The organism is Listeria sp. MAN/IMW/UF555 (genome assembly GCF_058684075.1).
Genome location: NZ_JBZWZS010000005.1, coordinates 39,116 through 62,261, shown reverse-complemented (window position 1 = coordinate 62,261; position 23,146 = coordinate 39,116). Strand labels below are relative to the sequence as shown.

16 protein-coding genes are annotated in these 23,146 nt (G+C 39.0%); 12 read left to right on the top strand and 4 right to left on the bottom strand.

Annotation, left to right across the window (positions count from 1 at the left end):
• Window positions 1-16: 16 nt before the first annotated feature.
• Together AC4PG8_RS13550 and AC4PG8_RS13545 are read left to right on the top strand one after the other, a co-directional pair.
• Complete coding sequence (locus tag AC4PG8_RS13550; protein ID WP_160464856.1) at window positions 17-1,123, top strand: iron-containing alcohol dehydrogenase family protein; 1,107 nt, start codon at window positions 17-19, stop codon at window positions 1,121-1,123.
• Window positions 1,124-1,125: 2 nt separating this feature from the next.
• Window positions 1,126-1,644: a GNAT family N-acetyltransferase gene (locus AC4PG8_RS13545; protein ID WP_003769022.1), complete on the top strand. Its 519-nt coding sequence runs from the start codon at window positions 1,126-1,128 to the stop codon at window positions 1,642-1,644.
• Here AC4PG8_RS13545 and gltC read toward each other — a convergent pair.
• Window positions 1,641-2,528, bottom strand: coding sequence for a glutamate biosynthesis transcriptional regulator GltC (gltC, locus tag AC4PG8_RS13540; protein ID WP_045554470.1), 888 nt, complete (start codon window positions 2,526-2,528; stop codon window positions 1,641-1,643). The two genes, AC4PG8_RS13545 and gltC, sit on opposite strands and share 4 nt — an antisense overlap.
• A gap of 194 nt (window positions 2,529-2,722) precedes the next feature.
• Between gltC and gltB the strand changes: the two genes are divergently transcribed.
• Together gltB and AC4PG8_RS13530 are read left to right on the top strand one after the other, a co-directional pair.
• Entirely contained in the window at window positions 2,723-7,315 is a 4,593-nt protein-coding gene (gene gltB, locus AC4PG8_RS13535; RefSeq protein ID WP_492170455.1) for a glutamate synthase large subunit, read from the top strand.
• A 14-nt stretch (window positions 7,316-7,329) separates the two neighbouring features.
• Entirely contained in the window at window positions 7,330-8,799 is a 1,470-nt protein-coding gene (locus AC4PG8_RS13530) for a glutamate synthase subunit beta (protein WP_003767332.1), read from the top strand.
• A gap of 46 nt (window positions 8,800-8,845) precedes the next feature.
• Here AC4PG8_RS13530 and AC4PG8_RS13525 read toward each other — a convergent pair whose 3' ends face one another.
• From AC4PG8_RS13525 to AC4PG8_RS13515, 3 genes are read right to left on the bottom strand one after another with little or no spacing between them, the layout of a single operon-like run.
• Window positions 8,846-9,676 carry a carbohydrate ABC transporter permease gene (locus tag AC4PG8_RS13525; protein WP_003722209.1) on the bottom strand — a complete coding sequence of 277 codons (831 nt, stop codon included), beginning with the start codon at window positions 9,674-9,676 and terminating at the stop codon, window positions 8,846-8,848.
• 17 nt (window positions 9,677-9,693) lie between these two features.
• Window positions 9,694-10,587, bottom strand: a complete 894-nt coding sequence (locus AC4PG8_RS13520) for a carbohydrate ABC transporter permease (RefSeq protein WP_003762776.1) — start codon at window positions 10,585-10,587, stop codon at window positions 9,694-9,696.
• A 60-nt stretch (window positions 10,588-10,647) separates the two neighbouring features.
• Window positions 10,648-11,892 carry a sugar ABC transporter substrate-binding protein gene (locus AC4PG8_RS13515; RefSeq protein ID WP_010990984.1) on the bottom strand — a complete coding sequence of 415 codons (1,245 nt, stop codon included), beginning with the start codon at window positions 11,890-11,892 and terminating at the stop codon, window positions 10,648-10,650.
• Between the two features lie 428 nt (window positions 11,893-12,320).
• On the opposite strand from AC4PG8_RS13515, the gene AC4PG8_RS13510 reads away from it, so the two are divergent.
• From AC4PG8_RS13510 to AC4PG8_RS13475, 8 genes are all read left to right on the top strand, one after another.
• A complete protein-coding gene (locus AC4PG8_RS13510) occupies window positions 12,321-14,492 on the top strand; it encodes a glycoside hydrolase family 3 N-terminal domain-containing protein (RefSeq protein WP_492170454.1) in 2,172 nt (723 codons plus the stop codon).
• Window positions 14,489-17,749, top strand: coding sequence for a 1,2-beta-oligoglucan phosphorylase (locus tag AC4PG8_RS13505; RefSeq protein WP_492170453.1), 3,261 nt, complete (start codon window positions 14,489-14,491; stop codon window positions 17,747-17,749). Before AC4PG8_RS13510 ends, AC4PG8_RS13505 begins: the two co-directional genes overlap by 4 nt.
• A 47-nt stretch (window positions 17,750-17,796) precedes the next feature.
• Complete coding sequence (locus tag AC4PG8_RS13500; RefSeq protein WP_003767321.1) at window positions 17,797-18,762, top strand: LacI family DNA-binding transcriptional regulator; 966 nt, start codon at window positions 17,797-17,799, stop codon at window positions 18,760-18,762.
• Window positions 18,763-18,821: 59 nt separating this feature from the next.
• Window positions 18,822-19,805 carry a Gfo/Idh/MocA family protein gene (locus AC4PG8_RS13495; RefSeq protein WP_492170452.1) on the top strand — a complete coding sequence of 328 codons (984 nt, stop codon included), beginning with the start codon at window positions 18,822-18,824 and terminating at the stop codon, window positions 19,803-19,805.
• A gap of 120 nt (window positions 19,806-19,925) precedes the next feature.
• Complete coding sequence (locus tag AC4PG8_RS13490) at window positions 19,926-20,294, top strand: GntR family transcriptional regulator (RefSeq protein ID WP_160464850.1); 369 nt, start codon at window positions 19,926-19,928, stop codon at window positions 20,292-20,294.
• On the top strand, window positions 20,287-20,967 hold the full coding sequence (locus AC4PG8_RS13485; protein WP_492170451.1) for an ABC transporter ATP-binding protein: 681 nt from the start codon (window positions 20,287-20,289) through the stop codon (window positions 20,965-20,967). The genes AC4PG8_RS13490 and AC4PG8_RS13485 overlap by 8 nt, the downstream gene beginning before the upstream one ends.
• Window positions 20,960-21,733, top strand: coding sequence for a hypothetical protein (locus AC4PG8_RS13480; RefSeq protein ID WP_185513305.1), 774 nt, complete (start codon window positions 20,960-20,962; stop codon window positions 21,731-21,733). The genes AC4PG8_RS13485 and AC4PG8_RS13480 overlap by 8 nt, the downstream gene beginning before the upstream one ends.
• Before the next feature lie 42 nt (window positions 21,734-21,775).
• The gene (locus tag AC4PG8_RS13475) at window positions 21,776-23,104 is read left to right on the top strand and encodes a DEAD/DEAH box helicase (RefSeq protein WP_492170450.1); all 1,329 of its coding nucleotides are present in this window, start codon (window positions 21,776-21,778) and stop codon (window positions 23,102-23,104) included.
• Window positions 23,105-23,146: the final 42 nt, after the last annotated feature.

Genomic DNA, 23,146 nt, shown 5'->3' with positions numbered 1-23,146 from the left:
ACAGAAGGGATGATTTTTGTTGAATAAAGAATTAATTGTTCGCGGAGCTCCGCAAGAGTATTTTTGCCAAGTAGGCGCATGGGATACTTTACCTACCCACTTAGAACGCCGCGGTTTGAAAAATGTTTTAGTAGTTCGTGGAAATGCTTCTTGGGAAGTGGCTAAAAAGAAATTCCCGGTATTATCTAATGTTACATCTACTTTTGAAGTATATAATGGCGGTTCAACGTATGAGGAACGCGATCGTCTGGTAGCGATAATGAAAACAAATAATATGGATGCGATTATAGCAGTCGGTGGCGGAAAAATTGCTGATGTATGTAAAGCAGCGGCAGCAGTTTTACGATTACCAGTGATTATTTTACCAACACTTGCTTCCACTTGTGCGGCTTATACACCGCTTAGTGTGATGTATGACGTTGAAGGCGCAATGATTCGTTATGACGTATTCGCTAGCAGCAACGCCTTATTATTAATTGATCCGGAAATGATTTTAGATTCACCAAAAGAATTGCTTGTTGCAGGCATTGGCGATACGCTCGCTAAATGGTATGAAGCAGATGTGATTATTAAATCATTACCAACTAAATCCGTCGAAATCGAAATTGCTCATATTGCTGCTAAAATGTGCCGAGATAATTTACTGCAATTTAGCGAAGAAGCACTTAACGCAATGGATAAGCAAGAATTAAATGAAGCATTCGTGAAAATTATCGAAACAAATATTTTAGTTGGCGGAATGGTTGGCGGTTTTGGTGATGATTATGGACGTTGTGCGGGAGCGCATTCGATTCATGATGCATTAACTATGGTGCCAGAAACACATCATTTGTTACATGGTAATAAAGTGGCGTACGGAATTTTAGTTCAACTAGTTATTGAAAATAGATGGAATGAAATTGACCAATTACTACCGTTTTATGCCAAACTGGGTCTTCCAACCAGTTTGTATGATATGGGACTGGCGACACTTACTGAAGAAACAATCGTTGCTGTATCTAAACGAGCAACTGAGTCACATGAGACAATCCATATGATGCCAGGTGAAATGACAGCTGAAGTAGTATTAAATGCGATAAAACAGCTGGAAGATAGCATGGCAATGAAGCGTGTGGCTAAGTAAAAATGATTATTCGGAAAGAACAACCACAAGATTACGAGGCCATTCGTCGTGTGAATGAGGAAGCTTTTAAAGGAACTGTGGAAGCAGACTTAATTCAAAATATCCGGAAATCCGATTATTATCAGCCAGGTTTGTCACTTGTAGCAGAAACGGAAGATGGGCTTATTGTAGGCTATATTATGTTTAGTGAAATTTCACTGGAGACAGCTGGGCGCAGCAGATTTATTTTAGGTCTTGCCCCGCTTGCCGTTTTGCCAGAATACCAGGGGAAACGGGTTGGTTCAAGCTTAATGGAGGAAGGGATCCGCTTATCACGCGAAAAAGCATATCCTGCTATTGCTGTGTTAGGACATGCTGATTATTATCCGCGATTTGGATTTATTCCTTCCAATCAATTTGCGATTCCAGCACCATTTGATGTGCCATCTGAATACTTTATGCTACTTGAACTGTATGATGGAAGTTTAGAGAATCTAGCAGGGACAATTCATTACCCAGCTGCATTTTCTGAAGATAATTAATTGGAAAAGAACGAAATAATAAATGAACGGAACAAATTCTCAGAAGGGGATAGGTTCCGTTTTTTTGTCGTAATAATCCCTACAGATCGACGTAACTCTTTATCGCGGAGTGCAATACTTTTCGTTTCTTTAAAAATCGCACCATCTAAAATCATTTCCGGTAAAATACTAATGCCAAGACCAGCGCCAACCAATCCTTGAATTGTATAAAAATCCCTGCTTTGAAAAGCTATTTGCGGTTCGAAGCCTTTTTTATTTGCCGCTTTCGTAACAATTTTATATAAATCGAAGTCTTCAGGATAAAGTACGAATTTTTCAGAAGCGAGTTCCTTGAGTGAAACAGTGAAATTTTCTGCAAGATGATGACTTGTTGGGACGATTAATTTCAATTTTTCATCAAAAAAACGGAGGGCTTCAATTTGTTCACTAGATTCGGGGACTGGAGATAAGAACGTCATGTCTAAAACGCCATTTACTAACATTTCGGTAAGTTCTTCATTCGTTCCTTCCATAAATTGGTAGGTGATTTCTGGATATTTTTCTCGGAAAGTTGAAATAACAGATGGCAAGACTTTGGTAGATAGCGAATTGGGCAGGCCGACTCTAACTGTTCCTTTAGTGGGATCGGTGTATTCAGTTACGAGGGCTTCGGCTTTTTGTAGTTCATTTAATGCGATTGTAGCTTGACTCAGGAAGTCTTGACCGACACTCGTGAGCTGCATATTACGACCAACGCGATCAAATAAAGGCACACCTAGTTCTTCCTCTAGTTTCGTTATCTGTCTACTAACGGCAGATTGGGCTACGTGCAAATTCTCGCTAGCTTTAGTCATATGCTCGACGCGGGCTACTTCCATGAAATACTTTAATTGTCTAAGTTCCATTACTTACCTCCAATTGTTCTCGAAATGAGATTGTTTTATTCTATTATATATATTGTTTCGATAAATGAAAAGGAATAAAATAGATACTACAAGAAATGTAAGGTAAGCTGGATCGCCAATTAATTATCAGTTAATTTGAATAATTCCGATGTAAACCATCCGGATGATTCAGTTTTTGAAGAGGAGGAGTTAGGATGAAACAAACAAATTTGCCAAAAAAACACGGCCTGTATAATCCAGAGAATGAGCATGATGCTTGTGGTATTGGGTTTGTAGCTAATATTAAAAAGATTTCTTCTCATAAGATTGTCGAACAAGGAATTCATATGCTATGCCAGCTTAAACACCGCGGCGGAGAAGTTGGGGGAGATACAGGTGACGGGGCTGGTATTTTGCTTGAAATTTCAGACTCTTTCTTCCGACGTGAATGTAGCAAGCTTGGCATTACGTTACCAGAAAAATATCATTATGCTGTTGGGATGTTTAATTTCCCTCAAAATAAAGCTCAGCGCGAATGTTTAATGTCAGAAACAGAAAAACTAATTGCAAGCGAAGGCCAAACGTTTCTAGGTTGGCGTAAACTTCCTACTGATGTTACAAAAGTCGGTGCCGGAGCTAGAAAAACAGAACCTGCAATGTATCAATTATTTATTCAGAAAAATGCCGAATTGGACGAAGCCGGTTTTGAACGGGCGCTTTATTTAATTAGAAAACAAGTCGAAAAATTTGCAGCTACTTCTGAACTAATTACCGAAACTTTTTACGTTCCAAGTTTATCGACACGAACAGTTATTTTTAAAGGAATGCTGCTACCAGAGCAAATTAATCAATATTACTTAGACTTAGCAGATCCAGCTTATGTATCGGCTTTTGCTTTGGTGCATTCGCGTTTTTCAACAAATACTTTTCCTAGCTGGGAACGGGCGCATCCATACCGCTATTTAATTCATAACGGTGAAATTAATACGCAACGTGGCAATGTAAACTGGATGAAAGCACGGGAAAAAAGAGCGGAATCAGCTTTACTTGGAAAAGATTTAGCTAAAGTATTACCAGTTATTGACGAAAGTGGAAGTGACTCGGCAACGTTAGACAATGCTTTAGAATTTTTAGTGCAGGCTGGTCGTTCGCTACCTCATGCGGCAATGATGCTAATTCCAGAACCGTGGGATAAAAATCCACATATGACAGATCCAAAACGCGCATTTTATGAATACCATAGTACTTTAATGGAACCTTGGGATGGCCCAACATCGATTTCATTTACAAATGGTCGTGTTATCGGCACTATTTTGGATAGAAATGGGTTACGCCCGGCACGTTATTATGAAACAAAAGACCATACGATTATTTACTCATCGGAAACAGGTGTCGTACCAGTAGATCCGAGTGAGGTAATTCGTAAAGAAACGGTTGGCGCGGGAACGATGTTGCTGATTGATTTAGAAGCGGGACGAATTGTCACTGATTCTGAACTTAAAGATGAACTAACAACTGAAAAACCGTATCGTGAATGGCTAGATTTAGAGATGACAGAGATTGCTGACTTAGTTACAGCTGATTTACGTTATGAGTCGATGGATAAGTCAGAGCGTTTCAAAAAACAACGTGCATTTGGTTATACGCAAGATGAATTAAATAAAATCTTGATTCCTATGGTCACAGAGAAAAAAGATCCGATGGGCGCAATGGGGTATGATGCACCGCTTGCAGTTTTGAGTCAGCGCCCCCAAGTATTGTTTAATTACTTTAAACAACTGTTTGCGCAAGTAACGAATCCGCCAATTGATGGTATACGCGAAGAAACTGTTACCTCGGCGATGACGCTACTTGGTGATGAAGGGAATATTTTAAATCCCACTGCGAAAAATGCTAATCGAATTCGCTTAAAAACGCCTATTTTATCTCGAAAAGAATTTGCTGCTCTCACCTTGCAAACAAAATTTGCTAAACCAACTGCTACTTTACCGATTTTATTTAAGGCGGAAGAGCGGGATGGATTAGAAGCATGTTTGGAAGAATTATTTGAAGCAGCTGATAAAAAAATCGCGAACGGGGCAGAATTGCTAGTTTTATCAGATGATGGCGTGAATGCAGAGTGGATTGGTATTCCAGCATTATTAGCTGTTAGTGGTTTGCATCATCATTTAGTAAAAGCAGGAACGCGGACGAAAGTAAGTATTATCGTAAAAACAGCAGAAGCAAGAGACGTTCATCAATGTGCACTGTTAATTGGTTACGGGGCGGATGCTGTATTCCCAAGTTTAGCAATTGATACTTTTGATGGCTTAATTAAAGAAGGGCGCATTAAAGGCTTCACGCTAGATGAGGCGGAAAGTCGTTATATTGAAGCAATTACCGATGGAATTTTAAAAATCATGTCGAAAATGGGGATTTCTACCGTTCAAAGTTATCGTGGGGCACAGATTTTTGAAGCAATCGGAATTGGCGACGAAGTAATTAATAATTATTTTCCAGGTACCGCCTCACAAATTGGTGGGATTCCACTAGAAGTTATCGCTCAAGAAGCTTGGTTGCGCCACCGTGAAGCCTATCATGATATTGGCTACCAAAGTTTCACGCTTAATACAGGCGGAGAGTATCAGTGGCGTTCAAACGGAGAATATCACGTATATAATCCACTTGCAATCCATTCTTTACAACAAGCTACGCGTGAAAATGACCGAGAAACATATAATTTATATTCGGATTTAATGCAAAATCAAAGTAATGCCTTTTTAAGAGGGTTATTAACATTTACAAGCGACCGCAAGCCGATTCCTTTAGATGAGGTAGAGCCTGCGGAGTCGATTTTCAAGCGTTTTAAGTCTGGCGCGATGTCTTATGGTTCGATTAGTCAAGAAGCTCATGAGGCACTTGCTATCGCGATGAACCGTATTGGCGGCAAAAGTAATAGTGGAGAAGGCGGCGAAAACCCGAACCGCTTTACGCCAGATGAAAATGGAGATTGGCGTAGAAGTGCTATAAAACAAATCGCTTCTGGACGTTTTGGCGTAACAAGTCATTATTTGGTCAATGCAGAGGAACTTCAAATCAAAATGGCTCAAGGGGCAAAACCTGGTGAAGGCGGACATTTACCTGGGAAAAAAGTTTATCCATGGATTTCCAAAACACGTGGTTCCACAACAGGGGTTGGCCTCATTTCACCACCACCGCATCATGATATTTATTCAATTGAAGATTTATCGCAACTAATTTTCGACTTAAAAAACGCTAACCAAAATGCGCGTGTAAACGTAAAATTAGTTTCGAAAACAGGGATTGGAACGATTGCTGCTGGGGTTGCTAAAGGAAATGCTGATGTCATTTTAGTAAGTGGCTATGAAGGCGGAACCGGGGCAGCGGCAAGAACAAGTATCCGTCATGCAGGTGTGCCGTGGGAAATCGGCTTAGCTGAAACTCACCAAACATTACTGCTGAATGGCTTGAGAAATAAAGTTGTCGTTGAAACAGACGGAAAACTAATGACCGGGAAAGACGTTTTAGTTGCTGCTATGCTTGGTGCAGAAGAATTTGGATTCGCAACTGCGCCACTTGTAACGCTAGGTTGTGTTATGATGCGTGTTTGTCATTTAGATACATGTCCAGTTGGAGTAGCAACGCAAAATCCTGAGCTTCGTAAAAAATTCAATGGTTCAGCAGATTATGTGGTTAACTTTTTCCATTTTATTGTTGCAGAAATGCGCGAAATGATGGCTGAGCTTGGATTTAGAAGTCTAACAGAAATTATTGGTCATAAAGAGTTTTTAACAACCCATGAGAAAAAAGAAGCGCACTGGAAAGCGAAATATATCGACTTTTCGAATATGCTTTACAGCGATGACTTTTATAAAAATCAAGTCCAATACTGTACGAAACAGCAAGACCACAAAATCGATCAAACGCTAGATATGCGAGAAATTGTTCCATTAATTAAACCGGCACTCGAAAACGGTGAAAAAGTAACTGGAACTTTCGCAGTACGAAACGTTGACCGCGCAATTGGTACGATTGCAGGCTCCTTTATAAGTAAAAAATATGGTGCGGTAGGTTTACCTGAAGACACCATTTCACTTGATTTTGTCGGATCTGCAGGTCAAAGCTTTGGCGCTTATACACCACTTGGCATGACGCTTCGAATTCATGGTGATGCTAATGACTACTTCGGAAAAGGGCTTTCTGGTGGTAAATTAATTGTAAGTCCAGATCATAGAACACCAATTAAAGCTCATGACTCCGCAATTGTTGGAAATGTAACGCTATACGGGGCAACGGGAGGGCATGCGTATATGCACGGAAAAGCAGGTGCACGGTTTGCCGTTCGTAATAGTGGCGCAACAGCTGTAGTGGAAGGCATTGGCGATAATGGTTGTGAATATATGACTGGCGGGACGGTAGTTATTCTCGGAGAAATCGGCGAGAACTTTGCAGCTGGGATGTCTGGTGGAGTTGCATACATTTACACGAAAAACAGCCAAGAAACAACTACAAAAATCAACCATGAACTTGTTAACAGTAGGTCTACGTTATCTGCACCAGAATTAGCTAAACTAAAACAGTTAATCGAGCAACATGCTAACCTTACTCGAAGCGAGTTTGCACAAGAAATTCTTAGCAACTGGGAAGATGAAAAAGCGAATTTTATTTTCGTTATCCCGAATGAATATGAAATGATGTTAACAAGAATAACTTCACTAGAACAAACTGGAAAAACACATGATGAAGCAGAATTACAAGCTTTTTATGAACATAAAGACGGAAAATTAATTGCCGGAGTGGCGAAATAGAGAGGAGTGAAAGCATGGGAAAAGCAACTGGATTTATGGAATATGATCGAATTCCTTCGCCAGGACGTGATCCGAAAAGTCGGACGCGTGACTGGAATGAATATAGTTTACCGATGCCGGTAGCAGATTTAACTTTACAAGCCGCTCGCTGTATGGATTGTGGTGTGCCATTTTGTAGTGTAGGAATGGAAATTAAAAATGGTGTTTCAGGCTGTCCGCTGCATAATTTAATTCCCGAGTGGAACGATGCCGTTTATCGGGGTGATTGGTATGAAGCATTACAACTGCTTCTAAAAACAAATAATTTTCCAGAGTTTACTGGTAGAATTTGTCCAGCCCCGTGTGAGGGTGGTTGTACGGTAGCTATTTCTGAACCTGCTGTCGGCATTAAATCAATTGAAAAAGCAATTATTGATCGCGGTTTTGAGGAAGGTTGGATTAAACCTCAACCTCCTAAGAAACGTACCGGCAAACGTATTGCTGTGATTGGCTCTGGACCAGCTGGACTTGCTTGTGCGGATCAATTAAATAAAGCTGGTCATAGTGTGACAGTCATCGAGAAAAGTGATCGAATTGGTGGCTTATTGATGTATGGTATTCCAACGATGAAACTAGAAAAAGAACAAGTGACACGCCGAGTGAACTTGATGGCGGAAGAAGGAATTGAATTTGTAACAGGTGTTGCAGCAGGTACAGATGTTACTTTTGCTGAACTGCGCGCTGAATATGATTCGATTGTTCTTGCGACTGGGGCTGGTAATGCACGAGATATTCCGCTTGCTGGACGTGATGCGGCTGGGATTCACTTCGCCGTTCCGTATTTGACACAAAGCACACGCGATAATTTAGATAATGGCGGAGTTCAAACACTTTCTGCTAAAGATAAAAATGTTGTTATTATTGGTGGCGGGGATACTGGGGCTGACTGTGTGGCAACTGCGCTTAGACAAGGCGCTAAAAGTATTTATCAATTCGGTATTCAAGATAAATTACCCGAATTAAGAAATGGTGAAAATCCATGGCCGCAATATCCACGTGTTTTCAAAATGGATTATGCGCATGAAGAAGCAGAAGCAGTGTACGGCAGAGATCCACGTGAGTATCTCATCAATACTACTTCTTTCGAAAAAGATGCAGCAGGAAATCTTGTTGGGCTTCACACGGTAGAAGTTACAGAAGATAAAGAGACGAGACAATATACACCTGTAGAAGGTAGCGAGAAATATTTTGAAGTAGATATGGTTTTAATTGCTATTGGTTTTGCTGGTACGACAGAAGATATATTTACTAATTTCGGTGTAGGAAAAACAGAGCGCCATACAATTGACGCTGCTAAAGGATTTTACCGCACAAGTGAAGAAGGCGTGTTTGCTTGTGGGGATGCACGTCACGGTCAAAGTTTAGTTGTAACCGCGATTGCAGAAGGAAGAGAAGCAGCACGTGAAGTTGACTTTTACTTGATGGGAGAAACATTTTTACCATAATAAAAAAAGAGCTTATCCTAAAAAGGGTAAGCTCTTTTTTGACCAATTATTTCATTCCTGAAACATTGAATCCTTTTAAAATGTACTTTTGGAATGTCATGAAAATCAAGATGATTGGAATGACCATGAAAGTTGCTCCGGCCATTTGTAAAGCGTAGTTGCTGCCGTATTGTCCTTTTAATAATTGAAGACCGACTGATAGGGTATAGAATTTTTCGTCGTTGGCAATGATTAACGGCCATAAGAAGGAGTTCCAACCGGCGATGAATGTAAGAATACCTTGTACCGCAAGCACAGGACGGGAAATCGGAATAACTATCCGCCAGAAAATGTAAAATTCACTAGCGCCATCAAGTCTTGCTGCTTCGAGTAAATCATCAGATATGGTGGACATAAATTGACGGAATAAGAAAATCCCGAATGCGCCAACAAGTCCTGGAAGCACGATACCTGTCATCGTATTCGTTAATCCAGCCGCATTAAGCAACAAGTAAACCGGAATCATTGTTACTTGTCCTGGAATCATCATAGTAGCAAGGACAAGATAAAATAACTTGTTTTTCCCTTTAAATTTAAATTTAGCAAAGCCGTAACCCGCCATCGCATTTAAAAATAAACCGAAAAACGAGAAGAACACAATGATTAACGTATTTTTCAAGTAAATAGCAAAGTCCATTTCGGTAAATAGTTTGGTGAAATTATCTAGTGTAAAAGTTTCTGGCCAAATAGTAGGTGGGATTTTTAAAATTTCAGCATCCGTTTTCAAAGAGGAGAGAACCATCCAAATGAACGGTAAAATCATAAAGAATCCGCCAACTGTTAAAATTGTAATTACGGCAATTTGAGCGCCGCGCGACTTTTGTCTATATTGATTCATTTATAAACACTCCTCTCTTAAATATCCCCGTCATTATTTTTGCGCTGAATCCGGAATTGAATAATCGTGATAATAATAATCGCGATAAACAAGATAAACGATCCAGCAGCGGCATAACCAAATTTACTTAATTGGAAACCGTTTTGATAGATAAAGAGGGCAACAGAGTTCGTACTATCAAGTGGTCCACCTTCTGTCATAACGAACGGCTCCTCGAAGAATTGTAACCAACCAATCATCGTTGTAACTGTTACAAAGAAAATCGCGAAACGAAGCATTGGAACAGTAATTTTAAATAGTTGTTGGCGGCTATTTGCTCCGTCAAGTGAGGCTGCTTCGTAATATTCACGTGGAATGCCTTGAAGTGCGGCTAAGAAAATAATCATATTTACACCGATTGCTCGCCAAACAGCTAGGATAATCAGTGATAGTTTCGCAATAGTAGGGTCTTGTAACCATGGAACTGGTCCTAAGTCTAAAAACGAAAGCAAATAGTTAAGTAAACCAAAGCGCGGATTATATAAGTAACTCCAAACAACGGCTACAGCGACAACGTTTGTAATTGAAGGAGTATAGAAAATTAACCGGAAAAATTGGAAAATCTTTGCTTGCGAAAAGTTAATCATCAGCGCAATACCAAGCGAGCAAACGATAACCAGTGGAACGCCAATAACTACATAGAAAAGCGTGTTAAAAATAGATTTTAAAAATACCGGGTCTTGCATAATATTGACGTAATTGTCCACACCAACAAAGTTAATTTTAGAGTAATCGGCAAGCCCGACTAAATCAATGTCCGTAAAACTAATGACAAAAGCAAGCAAAATCGGAAGTAGGGAAAACAGAAGAAGTAAAAACAGTGCTGGCGATATAAACAAATAGGGTGTGTTTTTATTTAAAAATTGTTTCATAACATCCAGTCCATTCTAAAAGGGCAAATGGCAGAATAAATCATTTGCCCTTTTTATTCGTTATTTTTTAAGAAGTGCTTCTACTTGATCGTTGAAAGTATCCATTTGTGTTTGTACATCTGCCCCGCCACGGTAAATTTGTTCCCAAGATTTTCCGTATAATTGAGCAATTTCTTCAAATTGTGGGATAAGTGGCATTGGTTCTGCAGTTTTCATTTGTTCGCCAAAGACTTTGTAGTAAGGGTCGTTTTTCAGCATATCGTCTTCCCAAGCATCCATACGTGCTGGCATCGAGTTTGTATCTTTTAACCAAGATAATTGCACGTCAGGTTGACTCATATAGTCCATGAATTTAAGCGCATCATCTTTTTTGTTACTATATTTGAAAATGGAAAGGTTAGCGCCGCCTAAGCTTGATTCGTTATTTTCTTTTTTAGGTAGTACAGCAGTTGCCCATTTTCCGTCAATGTCAGGGGCAGTGTCTTTCAGTGTATTAACCATCCAAGGGCCACTCATGAACATTGGTACAATTCCGTCGCCGCCAAAGCTTTGAGACGCGTCTAAACCAAGATCAGTGTCTGGTGCGGAACCATTTTTAATGAAACTATCTAAATAAGTAACAGTGTCTACGAAAGGTTTTTTATTGAATACTGGAGTACCGTCTTTATCGAAAAGAGGGGAGCCGTTTTGACGTCCGAAAATGAAACCAGTAGTTTGTTCGTTTGGATCAATTGCAAAGCCGTACATATCTTTGCCGCGTTTAGAAAGTTTAAGTGCAGCGTCAGATAGTTCATCCCATGTTTTTGGAGCTTCATTATAACCAACTTTTTTCAGTAAATCGGTACGGTAGAATAATACGCGAGTTTCTGCATACCACGGAACACCGTATGTTTTTCCATCAAATTGAGTAGTTTTTACTGAACCAGGGAAAAATAGATCAGAGTTCATATTTTTACTTTTTTCTACATCTTTTGTAATATCAAGTAGTGCACCAGCTTCGACAAATTCAGGCATCCACGTTGTTCCCATTTGGACTACATCGGGGCCAGATTTTGAAGCAACGGCTGTAAGTAATTTATCATGTGCATTTGCCCAAGGAATAACTTGAACTTTAACTTCGATGCCAGTATCTTTCGTGAATTTTTGTGCGAGTTCTTTTAATGACTTGGCTTCATCGCCCATAGCCCAAACATTTAATACTTTAGAATCGCTGGAATTTGCATCATCCTTTGACCCACCACACGCCATTAATACTAAACTAAGCGACAACACTAAAGCTAAAACGACAAACATCTTTTTCTTCATGATTTTTCCTCCATTTTTTGTTTTTTTCAAAGCAACTTGACTAACTAAAAGCTGTTAAAGAATAAAAACTGTTGTACAGAACTTACGCGCCGTACGGGATGAAGCAAATTGTGAAAATCAATTCACATACACAATATTTCATAGAAACGTTTCGACAAGGTTATTATAGTATATTATGTAATCGGTTTCAAGTGAATTGCTATTTTATTTTTAGTTTATCTAGTTAGGACGTTGTGTATCAATGCTTTTGGTATCAGAAAAATTTGAACGAGTAAAATTCTCAAAAACGAGATACTATAGAAAGAACTGGAAAATAGGACCGTTTCACCATGTGAATGTCGTTTTTGGTTGACTAAAGAAAAGAAAGCGCTTATACTGTTGTTATATTTGAATAGAAACGTTTCGAAAAATGTGTGCAGGAGGTTCCTATGAAACAAGAAAAAGTACAAGAATTAGTTAGTCAAATGACCTTAGATGAAAAAATCGCTCAATGTCTTCAACTTTCGCCTTTTCTTTTTAAAGGTACAAACAAAAATGCAGAACTAACAGGGCCACTTCTTCAAGAAATGAAATTAACGGATGCGCATACTGAAAATGCGGGTTCGGTGCTTGGATCAAGTTCGGCGCTTGATATGATTGGTATTCAAGAAGCTTATTTAAAAACGAATCGCTTAGGAATTCCGCTTGTTTTTATGGCGGATGTTATACATGGTTATAAAACGGTTTTTCCTATTCCACTTGCACTTGGTTGTTCTTTTGACCGGGAGACAGTTCGAGTGATGGCAGAAGTTTCGGCGCTCGAAGCAACTGCAGATGGGCATCATGTCACTTTTTCACCAATGCTTGATTTAGTACGTGACCCTCGGTGGGGACGTGTGATGGAATCAACTGGTGAGGATCCATTTTTAAATAGTGAGCTTGGGAAAGCAATGGTAGATGGTTACCAAGGTGATGCGAGTAAACTACATGAAAACTTGGAGCAGATGGCGGCATGTGTCAAACATTTTGCGGCATACGGGGCTGCGGAAGCTGGGCTGGAATACAACACAGTTAATATGTCTACGCGCGAACTATATCAAAATTATTTACCGGCTTACAATGCGGCGATACAAGCTGGAGCTAAATTAGTCATGACTGCTTTTAACGTAGTGGACGGGATTCCAGCAACAATGAACAAATGGCTGAACCGAGATGTGCTACGAGGCGAAATGGAGTTTGACGGTGTACTTATTTCTGACTGGGGCGCTGTTGCCGAAGTAATTAATCACGGAACAGCAAGAAATCCTAAAGAAGCTGCACAGTTTTCGATGGAAGCAGGCGTTGATTTAGAAATGATGACGACTTGTTATATCCATGAATTAAAAGGTTTAATTGAAGAAGGCAAATTATCCGAAAGCCTTTTAGATGAAGCAGTACTTCGGATGTTAAATTTAAAAAATGATTTAGGACTATTTGAAGATCCATATCGCGGATTAAAAAATAACGACCGTACAAAAGACATTTTAACCGATGAAAGTCGCGGGAAAGCTCGGGCAGCAGGCGTTGAATCCGCTGTGTTATTAGAAAACAAAAACCAATTACTTCCACTGGCTAAAGAAGCAAAAATTGCCTTGGTTGGTCCGCTTGCAACGTCACCTGATATTCTCGGCGGTTGGAATGTATACGGCGAAGAAAAAGATGGCATCAATGTTGAAACAGGTTTGCGTGAAGTATTTGAAACAGTCGAGATTGTTTCAACGGAGTACACTGAATTGTCGGAAGAAGACAAAGTGGCAGTGAAAGCGGCAGTACAGAATATGGATGTTGTCGTACTTGCGCTAGGTGAAAAAAATGAATGGGGCGGAGAAGCAGGAAGTCTTGCTACTATTCGTTTACCAGAAGCACAATATCAATTAGCGAAATTCGTTCAAACACTAGGAAAACCAGTTGTTATTACATTATTTAATGGTAGACCGCTTGAAGTGAAAGAGTTAGCAGAATCTAGTGATGCTCTTCTTGAATTATGGTTCCCAGGAACAGAAGCAGGTCGTGTCACTGCAGATTTATTAAGTGGTGCAAGTAATCCTTCCGGGAAATTATCCATGTCATTCCCGCAAACGACTGGTCAAATTCCGGTTTATTACAATCATTTACGCACTGGACGACCACAAACACCGGAAAATAAAGGCGAACGCTATGTGTCGCATTATCTTGATATTCCAAATGAACCATTTTATCCATTTGGTTATGGAAAAAGCTATAGCGAATTCGAGTTAAAAACAAGTGCTCTTCCGAAAGAACTAAATTTAGGCGAACCACTACTTGTAGAAGTAACCATTAAAAACATTAGTGATATTGCTGGAAAAGAAGTAATCCAAGTGTATTTACAAGATGTGACAGCGAGCATTTCACGGCCTGTCAAAGAATTAAAAGCTTTTGAAAAAGTGGCGCTTCAAGCTGGCGAAGAAAAAACAGTTACATTTGAATTAACAAGCGAGGCGTTTTCATTCTATAACCATCAACTTGAAAAAGTGCAAGAACCGGGACTTCACCGAGTTTTTGTTGGGACTAGTAGTGAAGATGTAGACGTTTTTGAAGTGGAAGTGGGTGGATATGTGTGACAATGTTAAAAGAAATTAAAAAAGCGGATTTATCAGCCGCATTTTATCCGAGCGGGGAGCTTGCTTGGCTAAAATTAAAAGATATTATGCTAAATCAAGTGATTCAAAATCCATTAGAAAATCGCTTATCGCAAATATATGTACGCGCGCATTTAGGAGATAAAATAGAAATTTATCCACTACTTAGCAGGGATGCTGAAGTTGGTTTTAACGAAAACGGCGTGGAGTATCGCGGTGTAGTTGGACCATTTCGTTATAGCGTGCAAATGCATTTTCATACGCGCGGTTGGTTTTATGATGTCACAGTGGATGGTGATCTTGAGTTTGATCTTGTTTACTTACAAGACTTGGGGCTTGCAGAACAAGCGGCAGTGAGAACAAATGAAGCTTATATGTCGCAATATATTGATTATCATGTGACAGAAGGCACGACTGGTTTCACTGTTCAAGCCCGCCAAAACCAACCACAAAATGAACGTTTCCCAGCAGTTCAAATCGGAGCATTAACGAAAATTGTAGGGTATGCAACAGATGGTTTTGATATTTATGGGACTAATTATAAACTGACTGGCGAACTAGCTAACCTTAAGGAAAAATCATTGCCAAACCGCGTCTACCAATACGAATTCGCTCAAATTTCCTTACAAACAGAGCTATTTACTAATCACGGTGAAACAAGCTTTTACGGGTATGCAACAGAAAATCAACCAAAAGCATCTGGAGCACCAATCGAAAATTTAGCGGAACTAAAAAGTAATATTTCAGAGCAACCTTATCAACCAAGTACTAAAGCCATATTAAACAAACATATAGGAACACCAATTACCGGCGAAACAATTTCTGACAGCTGGCTTCAAGAGAACTTCCCAGACCGGATTCAAGAAGAACAACAAAACGGCGCACTGCTCTCCTTTTTCACACCAAACTATGCACATGTTGTGATGCGTGAAAAAGAAGCAGAACTAGAACGCCCGCATGGCAGTATTTTGCTTGATAAAGTCGATGTATTAAATCCAGAAGCGACTCTTTCAGCAACAACGTACATGTACGGGGCATTTTTATCACAATTAGTTGCTGGAAATACGAATATGAACAAATGGAATAGCCACGCGCGTAATCCGCTCAATATTCTTCAAACAAGCGGATTAAGAATTTATATCGAATTAGATTCCGAACTTCGACTGCTCGGCGTACCGTCTGTCTGGGAAACTAGTACGAATTACTCAACTTGGTATTATCAGTGGAACGGCGACCTAATCACGGTACAAACCACCTTAACTGCTGATAGTAAAGAGGCATTCGTCACCGTTCATTCGGAAAAAGGTCATTCTTATAAATTAGTCTTAACAAATCAAGTAACTATGGGGACAAATGAATATGATACTACCGTGAAAAAAGAAATCAAAGACGGAATCGTCACTTATTTCCCAGCAGAAGACTCGCCGATTTTAGAAACCTATCCGGCACTTCAATTCCGCGTAGATGGAACTTATAATGAACTGACTGACGAACGTTATTTTGCGAAAGATTACACAGGAACAGCAGGTTTGGATGTGTTTGTTTTTGAACCAAGTGATAAAGCTACTTTCCATGTTCAAGCAAAACTCAGCGATGAATTCTCGAAACCAACTGAGGATTTAGAAGCAAACAACAAAGTAATTCGCGCTAGCTATGACGAATTAACTGCTCAGTTCCATTTAAATCATCAAAGTACAACAGCAGAGAAACTGAATTTAACGGTTTATTGGTATGCGCATCAAATGTTGGTTCACTATGCTTCACCTCATGGGTTAGAGCAGTACAGCGGAGCGGCTTGGGGTACGCGTGATGTGAGTCAAGGTCCATTTGAATTTTTCCTTGCAACGGGCAATAAGGCTGTTTTACGTAAGCTAGTGTTAACCATTTTTTCTCATCAATATCAAGATACTGGTGATTGGCCGCAATGGTTTATGTTTGATAAATATACATCGATTCAGCAAGAAGAAAGCCACGGCGATGTTATTGTTTGGCCACTGAAAATTATTGGTGATTACTTGGAAATGAGTGGGGATACTGGGATTTTAGAAGAAGCTATTCCTTTTGTTGACCGCGAATCGAAAACCTTTACGAAAGAACAAGGGACTCTTCTTGAACACATTGAACTCGCAGTGAAAACGATCGAAGCACGCTTTATGAAAGGAACGGCTCTTTCTAATTACGGCGATGGTGACTGGGATGACACACTTCAACCAGCTAATGCCCAGCTGAAGAAAAACATGGTGTCCAGCTGGACGGTCGCGCTAACTTATCAAACATTTAAACGTTTAGCTGCATTTTTACCAGTAGGTGAGAAATACGAAACATTAGCAAAAAATGTTCAAGCAGACTTTGCGAAATATATGACAAATGATACCGATGTTATTCCAGGTTTCCTTTATTTAGAAGAAGGAAAAGCACCTGTATGGATGATTCACCCAGAAGACAAAGAAACGAATATTAAATATCGCTTAATACCACTGACGAGAAGTGTAATTTCTGAATTAGTCGATAAAAAGCAAGCCAGTCGTAATTTTGAAATTATTGGTGAGCATTTACTTCATCCAGATGGCGTAAGATTAATGAGCGAGCCAGCGCATTATGCTGGTGGTGTAAGTACTCATTTTAAACGGGCAGAACAAGCAGCCAATTTTGGCCGAGAAGTTGGTTTGCAATACGTGCATGCGCATATTCGTTATATTGAAGCTTTAGCTAAAATTGGCGATAAATCCGCTTGGCATATGCTTGATGTTATTAATCCAATCAATATTAAAGAAGTTGTCCCAAATGCGGCACTTCGTCAAAGTAATACTTATTTCAGTAGTTCTGATGCAGCGTTTTTAGATCGCTATCAGGCGCAAAATGAGTTTGGTCGTGTGAAAGAAGGCAGTATTCCGGTGAAAGGCGGCTGGCGGATTTACTCTAGTGGTCCAGGAATCTATTTACATCAATTAATAAGTTCTGTTCTTGGTATTCGTCAAACGGAAGATGCGCTTATTTTTGATCCAATTTTACCTGAAGAATTAGATGGATTAGAATGTCATATTGAACTAGATAATTATCCGCTTGATCTTACTTTCGAAAGTGCGGATGAGGGTTCTATTGTCGTGAATGGTGAAAAACAACCAGTTGAAAATGGAGCGAATTTATACCGAACTGGCGCACTCATTTTACCGAAAAAGAATTTAACGACAAAATGTTCACAAATCACGATTAAATTTCAAAAAAATAACCGTCTCTAAGGTTGTTTTGTGTATAATAAAAGAAAACAGAAAAGGATGCGATTCACGTGGTAGGAATTAAAGATATCGCGAAAAAGGCAGGGGTTTCCATTTCAACAGTATCCTACGCGCTTAATGGCAGCCCGAAAGTAACCGAAAAAACGCGAAAACGAATTATGACCATCGCAAATGAATTGAATTATATTCCCAATATGGCAGCACGAACGTTAAAAACAAGAGAAACAAAAATTATCGGCGTCTATTTAACGAATTACGGCGGGATTTTTTACGGGACTTTACTTGAAGGTTTAACGAAAACGCTATACAAACATGGATATGAACTGATTGCTTGCAGTGGTACGAAAACACACCGATTTTTACCCGAGAAAATGATTGATGGCGCTATTATTTTAGATGCGAATTTCCCGTCGAGTGAAATCATTAATTATGCAAATCGTGGTCATAAATTAGTTGTGCTTGACCGCGAACTTACTCATGAGAATGTGTGCCAAGTCTTGCTAGATAATAAGGGTGGTGCAACACTTGCGATTGATTATTTGTCTACTAATTTCAAAGGAGACTTTTATGTAATTACCGGTCCAGAAGATTCTTATGATGCAAGGGTTCGCCTAGAAACAGCAAAGCAAGAACTGGCTCGTTCGAATGATAAAAAAGTGCATATTATTGAAGGCGATTTTTCCGAAGAGAGTGGCGAAAAAGCAGCCGCAATTATTGCCGAAAACTGGAAAGCACCTGTTTCCGTCTTTGCTTTAAATGATAATATGGCGATTGGGATGTATCGATATTTTGCGGGGACGGATTTAGAAATTGGCAAAGACGTCCGAATTATTGGCTTTGATAATACGGATATTAGTGAATATTTAGTGCCGCGCCTAGCTACTATCGAATACTCGAAGTACAAATGGGGAGCAGTGGCTGCGGATAAACTTGTCGAACTTCTCGAGGGTGAAAAAGCCGAAAATGAAATAATCTATACAACTAGAATCAGTGGTCCATCTGTTTCAAACAGTTAGTACGCTTTTTTCCTTATTTTAAGGTATACTTAAGATAAAATTAAAGGAGCTGTTGGCTAATGAAACTAGGAATTATGGGAACGAACTGGATTACTGATTCTTTTATTGAAGGCGCGATTAATTCAGGCGAATGGAATTTAACTGCTGTTTATTCAAGAACAGAAGAAAAAGCACGCGCATTTGGAGAAAAATACGGCGAGTTGACTTATTTCACAGATATTGAAGAAATGGGGAAATCAGATGCGCTTGATGCTGTCTACATTGCTTCTCCCAATGCGCTTCATTATCAGCATGCAGTGAGCTTACTGAAAAATAAAAAGCATGTTATTGTAGAAAAACCGATTTTTTCTACCGTAGCAGAATTAGAGCATGCGCACCAAATTGCTCGTGAAAATAATGTCTTTTTATTTGAAGCAGCACGCCACATTCAAGAACCAAACTTCAAACGATTACAAGAAAATATCGAAAAAGTTGGCACAATTCACGGCGCAACACTTGCTTATATGAAATATTCTTCCAGATACGATCAAGTTTTAAACGGAGAAGAACCAAATATTTTCTCGTTGAAATTCTCTGGCGGATCAATAGTTGACTTAGGTGTCTATCCATTATATTCAGCGATTACACTATTCGGTGAACCCATTAAAGCAACTTATTTTGCAACGAAATTACCAACTGGTGTAGACGGACTTGGACCAATCATTCTTGAATATCCATCCTTCAATATCACTATCATTCAAGGAAAAAATTCACAATCCTTCTTACCAAGTGAAATCTACGGTCAAAAAGGAACACTAATTGTCGATCCGCTGACAGGAATTGAAAAAATTACTTTTTATGATAATGCGACAAAAGAAGAAACAGCGCTGGCTGGTCCAGTTGTCGCTAATGATATGCAATTTGAAGCTGCTGAGTTTGCAAGAATTATCGAACAAGGTGACCGAGATACATACGAATACTTAGCCGATTTAAGCTTAAAAGTATTACGTGTTTCAAACGAACTACGGCACCAAAACGATATTTGGTTTGACGCAGAAAAATAATTTTGAAGAGCTAGGAAAAAGCTACCATGCTGATTCCTAGTTTTTTTGTGCTTGAAAATAAATGAAATTCAAGTGTACTATTTACTTAATACACTAGTTTCGTTTAAAAAGGAGGTAACAATGAATCCGACTTTTCATGCAGATAAACCAATCTATAGTCAAATCTCTGACTGGATGAAAAAACAAATGATTATAGGTGAATGGAAGGGTGAGGATAAGTTGCCTTCTGTTCGGGAAATGGGCGTAAAGCTTGCAGTGAATCCTAATACCGTCAGTCGCGCCTATCAAGAATTAGAACGAGCGGGCTATATTTATGCAAAACGAGGGATGGGATCATTCGTCACTTCCGACAAAGCACTTTTCGACCAATTAAAAAAAGAGTTAGCAGATGAAATTACTGAACGCTTTTTGGAAGAAGCGAAGAGCATCGGTTTAGATGACCAAACAGCAATAGAATTACTAATAAAAAGGAGCCGAAACCATGAATGAAAACCTAATTACAATTACGGGATTAACGAAAAAATATCGAAAAAGAAAACCATTAAATGACATTAACCTTTCTCTTCAAAAAGGGAAAATCATCGGCCTTCTTGGACCTAATGGCGCGGGAAAAACAACTTTGTTAAATGCAATGTCAGGTCTACTTAAACCAACATCTGGAACGATAAAATTAGCAGAAAACAGCAGAATAGCCTATTTACCGAGTGAAGATTTTTTACCTAATATGGTTATCCGCGACTATTTTCAAATTTATCGTAGCTTTTTTCCGGATTTTGACCATGAAAAAGCAAAACAAATGATCCATTCGCTTGGAATCAACGTAAAAGAAAATACTAAATATTTGTCCAAAGGTAATGCTGCAAAAGTAATGTTAGCCCTTATTTTATGCCGGGATGTGGATCTTTATTTGCTGGATGAACCATTTTCAGAAATTGATTTGATTTCGCGAGATGACCTAATTAAAAGCATCGCGACGTTTCTTAAAGAAGATGCAACACTTGTTGTCACAACACACTTAATCCAAGATATGGAAATGATGTTTGATGAAATTATCTTCTTGAAACGAGGCAAAATAATCGAGCAAATAGACACAGAAACACTTCGGGAAGAAAACGGGAAATCAGTGGTGGATTACTATCGGGAGGTATTTGGACATGCTTAAAGCACACTGGAAATTAGAATGGAATGCGCATCGTTACATATTTTTTGCAACTTTTGTTGGTTGGCTGATTTGTTTACTTATTGGTCTTTTTTCTAAATTAGGAAATGGCTTATCAGAGCCGCTTGTAATGGAGTCAGATATAGATGGAGCTGTATTTGGGTCCGGCGATGGTGTTTTCATAGCTTTAATAGGCATTGTTGGTGCTAGTTGGTTACTCATTTGGTTACTTTTATTTTTGGCAGCAGCTCGATCTGGAATTTACGATGAAAACCGTTATTTGTTTTTTCAAACAGAAACACCTATTTGGAAAATACTATTGAATAAATTAATCATCGTCTTAATAGAAACAGCTATTCTAACGGCGGGGGTTATTGTGATTATAATTAGCTTGGCGATAATTGGCGGCGCGGAGCTGTCTTTTTCAGTAATACTAAATATCATTTTTGATACTTTTTTAGCGATAGGACTCAATACTTTTTCTTTCGTCTGTGCCCTTTTTTTAGCCACAGCTTTGAGTATGGTGCCAGTCAATGGTTTCCGCGTTGGTTTTATTGGCGCGTTAATCTACTTTGTCCTGATTAATGCAATTCAAATATCTATCGGCACAGATTTTTTACCTAAAAGTAGCTCAGAAATCCATTTTTATTATTCTCTTTTTTCAAGTGTTCATTTTAATTTTATCCAGATGGGTTTTAATCTTTTGATGGCTCTTATTTACATTTTTCTAGCAACAAAAATTCTAAATAAAAGTGCAGACTTGCAGTAAGCATGGTATGATACAGAGAAGAACTAATAAAGGAGTCGGGTCATGACAGAATCAAATATCCCAAGCTTTTGGGCGGAAAAATGGAAAGAACATGGTTATGAAACGCCAACTGAGATTCAAAGTGCGATGTACCAACCAATCAAAGACGGCGCGGATGTACTCGCAGTATCACCAACTGGAACGGGGAAAACAGTCGCTTATGCACTGCCAACCCTTGAAAAAATAGAAGCAATTCCAAAAACACAATGGCTTGTTTTAGCGCCATCTCATGAATTAGTTATGCAAATCACGGAAGTAATCCGTTCGTGGTTACCAAGTGATGAACTGACAGTAATCTCTTTAATCGGAGGAGCCAATGTAAAACGGCAAATCGAAAAATTAAAGAAAAAACCACAAATTATTGTAGCCTCTCCAGGTCGTGCACTTGAACTAATCAAACAAAAGAAAATAAAAATGCACGAAATTAAAACGATTACTTTAGATGAATGTGACCAATTACTTCGCCAAGAGAACTTCAAAAGTACTCTAGAAATAGTTGAAAGTGCTGTACGCGATCGTCAATTGACATTAGTATCTGCAACAAAACTCGAAAATCCTGAAGCCTTTTTCTTACAAACAGAAAAAACGCCAGTGATGCTTGAAGTAACAGTGAAACCAGAAGAATTAACAAACGTAGAGCATTTATACATGGATGTGGAGTCACGCGACAAAGCAACTCTTTTACGCCGAATTTCTCATATTAAAGACATGCGCGGCTTGGTTTTTGTGAAAGACAAACCACGTATGGAAATTTTATTAGAAAAACTACATTATGATAAAGTAAAAGCAGCCGGAATTCACGGCGAAATTCGTAAAGAAAAACGCAAAAAATATTTGGACGACTTTAAAAAAGGCACGTTAACTTATTTAATCGTGACAGATGTTGCGGCGCGTGGGCTAGATATAGAAGACTTACCATATGTCATCCATTATGACTTAGCAGCAAGCGAAAAAGAGTATACACACCGCTCTGGTCGTACAGGACGGATGGGGAAAACTGGTACAGTAATTACTTTTGCCAATCCTCGTGAAATCAGAACGTTAAAACAATATTTAACTATCCATCATCTAAAAGGGAAACAAGTTCGTTTTTATCAAGGAAAACTTCTCGACGGAGCGGTTCCAGAAAATAAAATTGCCAAAAAAGCAAGCAGACCTCCAAAACAAGTTCAAAAAGGCAAAAAAGATGAAACGAAAAAACCTTTCCGAAGCGAAAAACCAAGTGGAGGAGCGGGAAGTCGTAAAGAAAAACCTACTAACTCCTCTAAAACAACACGGAATAACAAACCAAATAAATTTAATAAAAAACCAAATAATTTTAAAAAATCATAAGCTGTCGCGAATGTTTTTCTCTCTTGATAGATTGAAAAGCAT

Coding starts and splice junctions, on each gene's coding strand:
- AC4PG8_RS13545 (WP_003769022.1), top strand. CDS start 1,126: ATGATTATTCGGAAAGAACAACCACAAGATTACGAGGCCATTCGTCGT.
- gltC (WP_045554470.1), bottom strand. CDS start 2,528: ATGGAACTTAGACAATTAAAGTATTTCATGGAAGTAGCCCGCGTCGAG.
- gltB (WP_492170455.1), top strand. CDS start 2,723: ATGAAACAAACAAATTTGCCAAAAAAACACGGCCTGTATAATCCAGAG.
- AC4PG8_RS13530 (WP_003767332.1), top strand. CDS start 7,330: ATGGGAAAAGCAACTGGATTTATGGAATATGATCGAATTCCTTCGCCA.
- AC4PG8_RS13525 (WP_003722209.1), bottom strand. CDS start 9,676: ATGAATCAATATAGACAAAAGTCGCGCGGCGCTCAAATTGCCGTAATT.
- AC4PG8_RS13520 (WP_003762776.1), bottom strand. CDS start 10,587: ATGAAACAATTTTTAAATAAAAACACACCCTATTTGTTTATATCGCCA.
- AC4PG8_RS13515 (WP_010990984.1), bottom strand. CDS start 11,892: ATGAAGAAAAAGATGTTTGTCGTTTTAGCTTTAGTGTTGTCGCTTAGT.
- AC4PG8_RS13510 (WP_492170454.1), top strand. CDS start 12,321: ATGAAACAAGAAAAAGTACAAGAATTAGTTAGTCAAATGACCTTAGAT.
- AC4PG8_RS13495 (WP_492170452.1), top strand. CDS start 18,822: ATGAAACTAGGAATTATGGGAACGAACTGGATTACTGATTCTTTTATT.
- AC4PG8_RS13490 (WP_160464850.1), top strand. CDS start 19,926: ATGAATCCGACTTTTCATGCAGATAAACCAATCTATAGTCAAATCTCT.
- AC4PG8_RS13485 (WP_492170451.1), top strand. CDS start 20,287: ATGAATGAAAACCTAATTACAATTACGGGATTAACGAAAAAATATCGA.
- AC4PG8_RS13480 (WP_185513305.1), top strand. CDS start 20,960: ATGCTTAAAGCACACTGGAAATTAGAATGGAATGCGCATCGTTACATA.
- AC4PG8_RS13475 (WP_492170450.1), top strand. CDS start 21,776: ATGACAGAATCAAATATCCCAAGCTTTTGGGCGGAAAAATGGAAAGAA.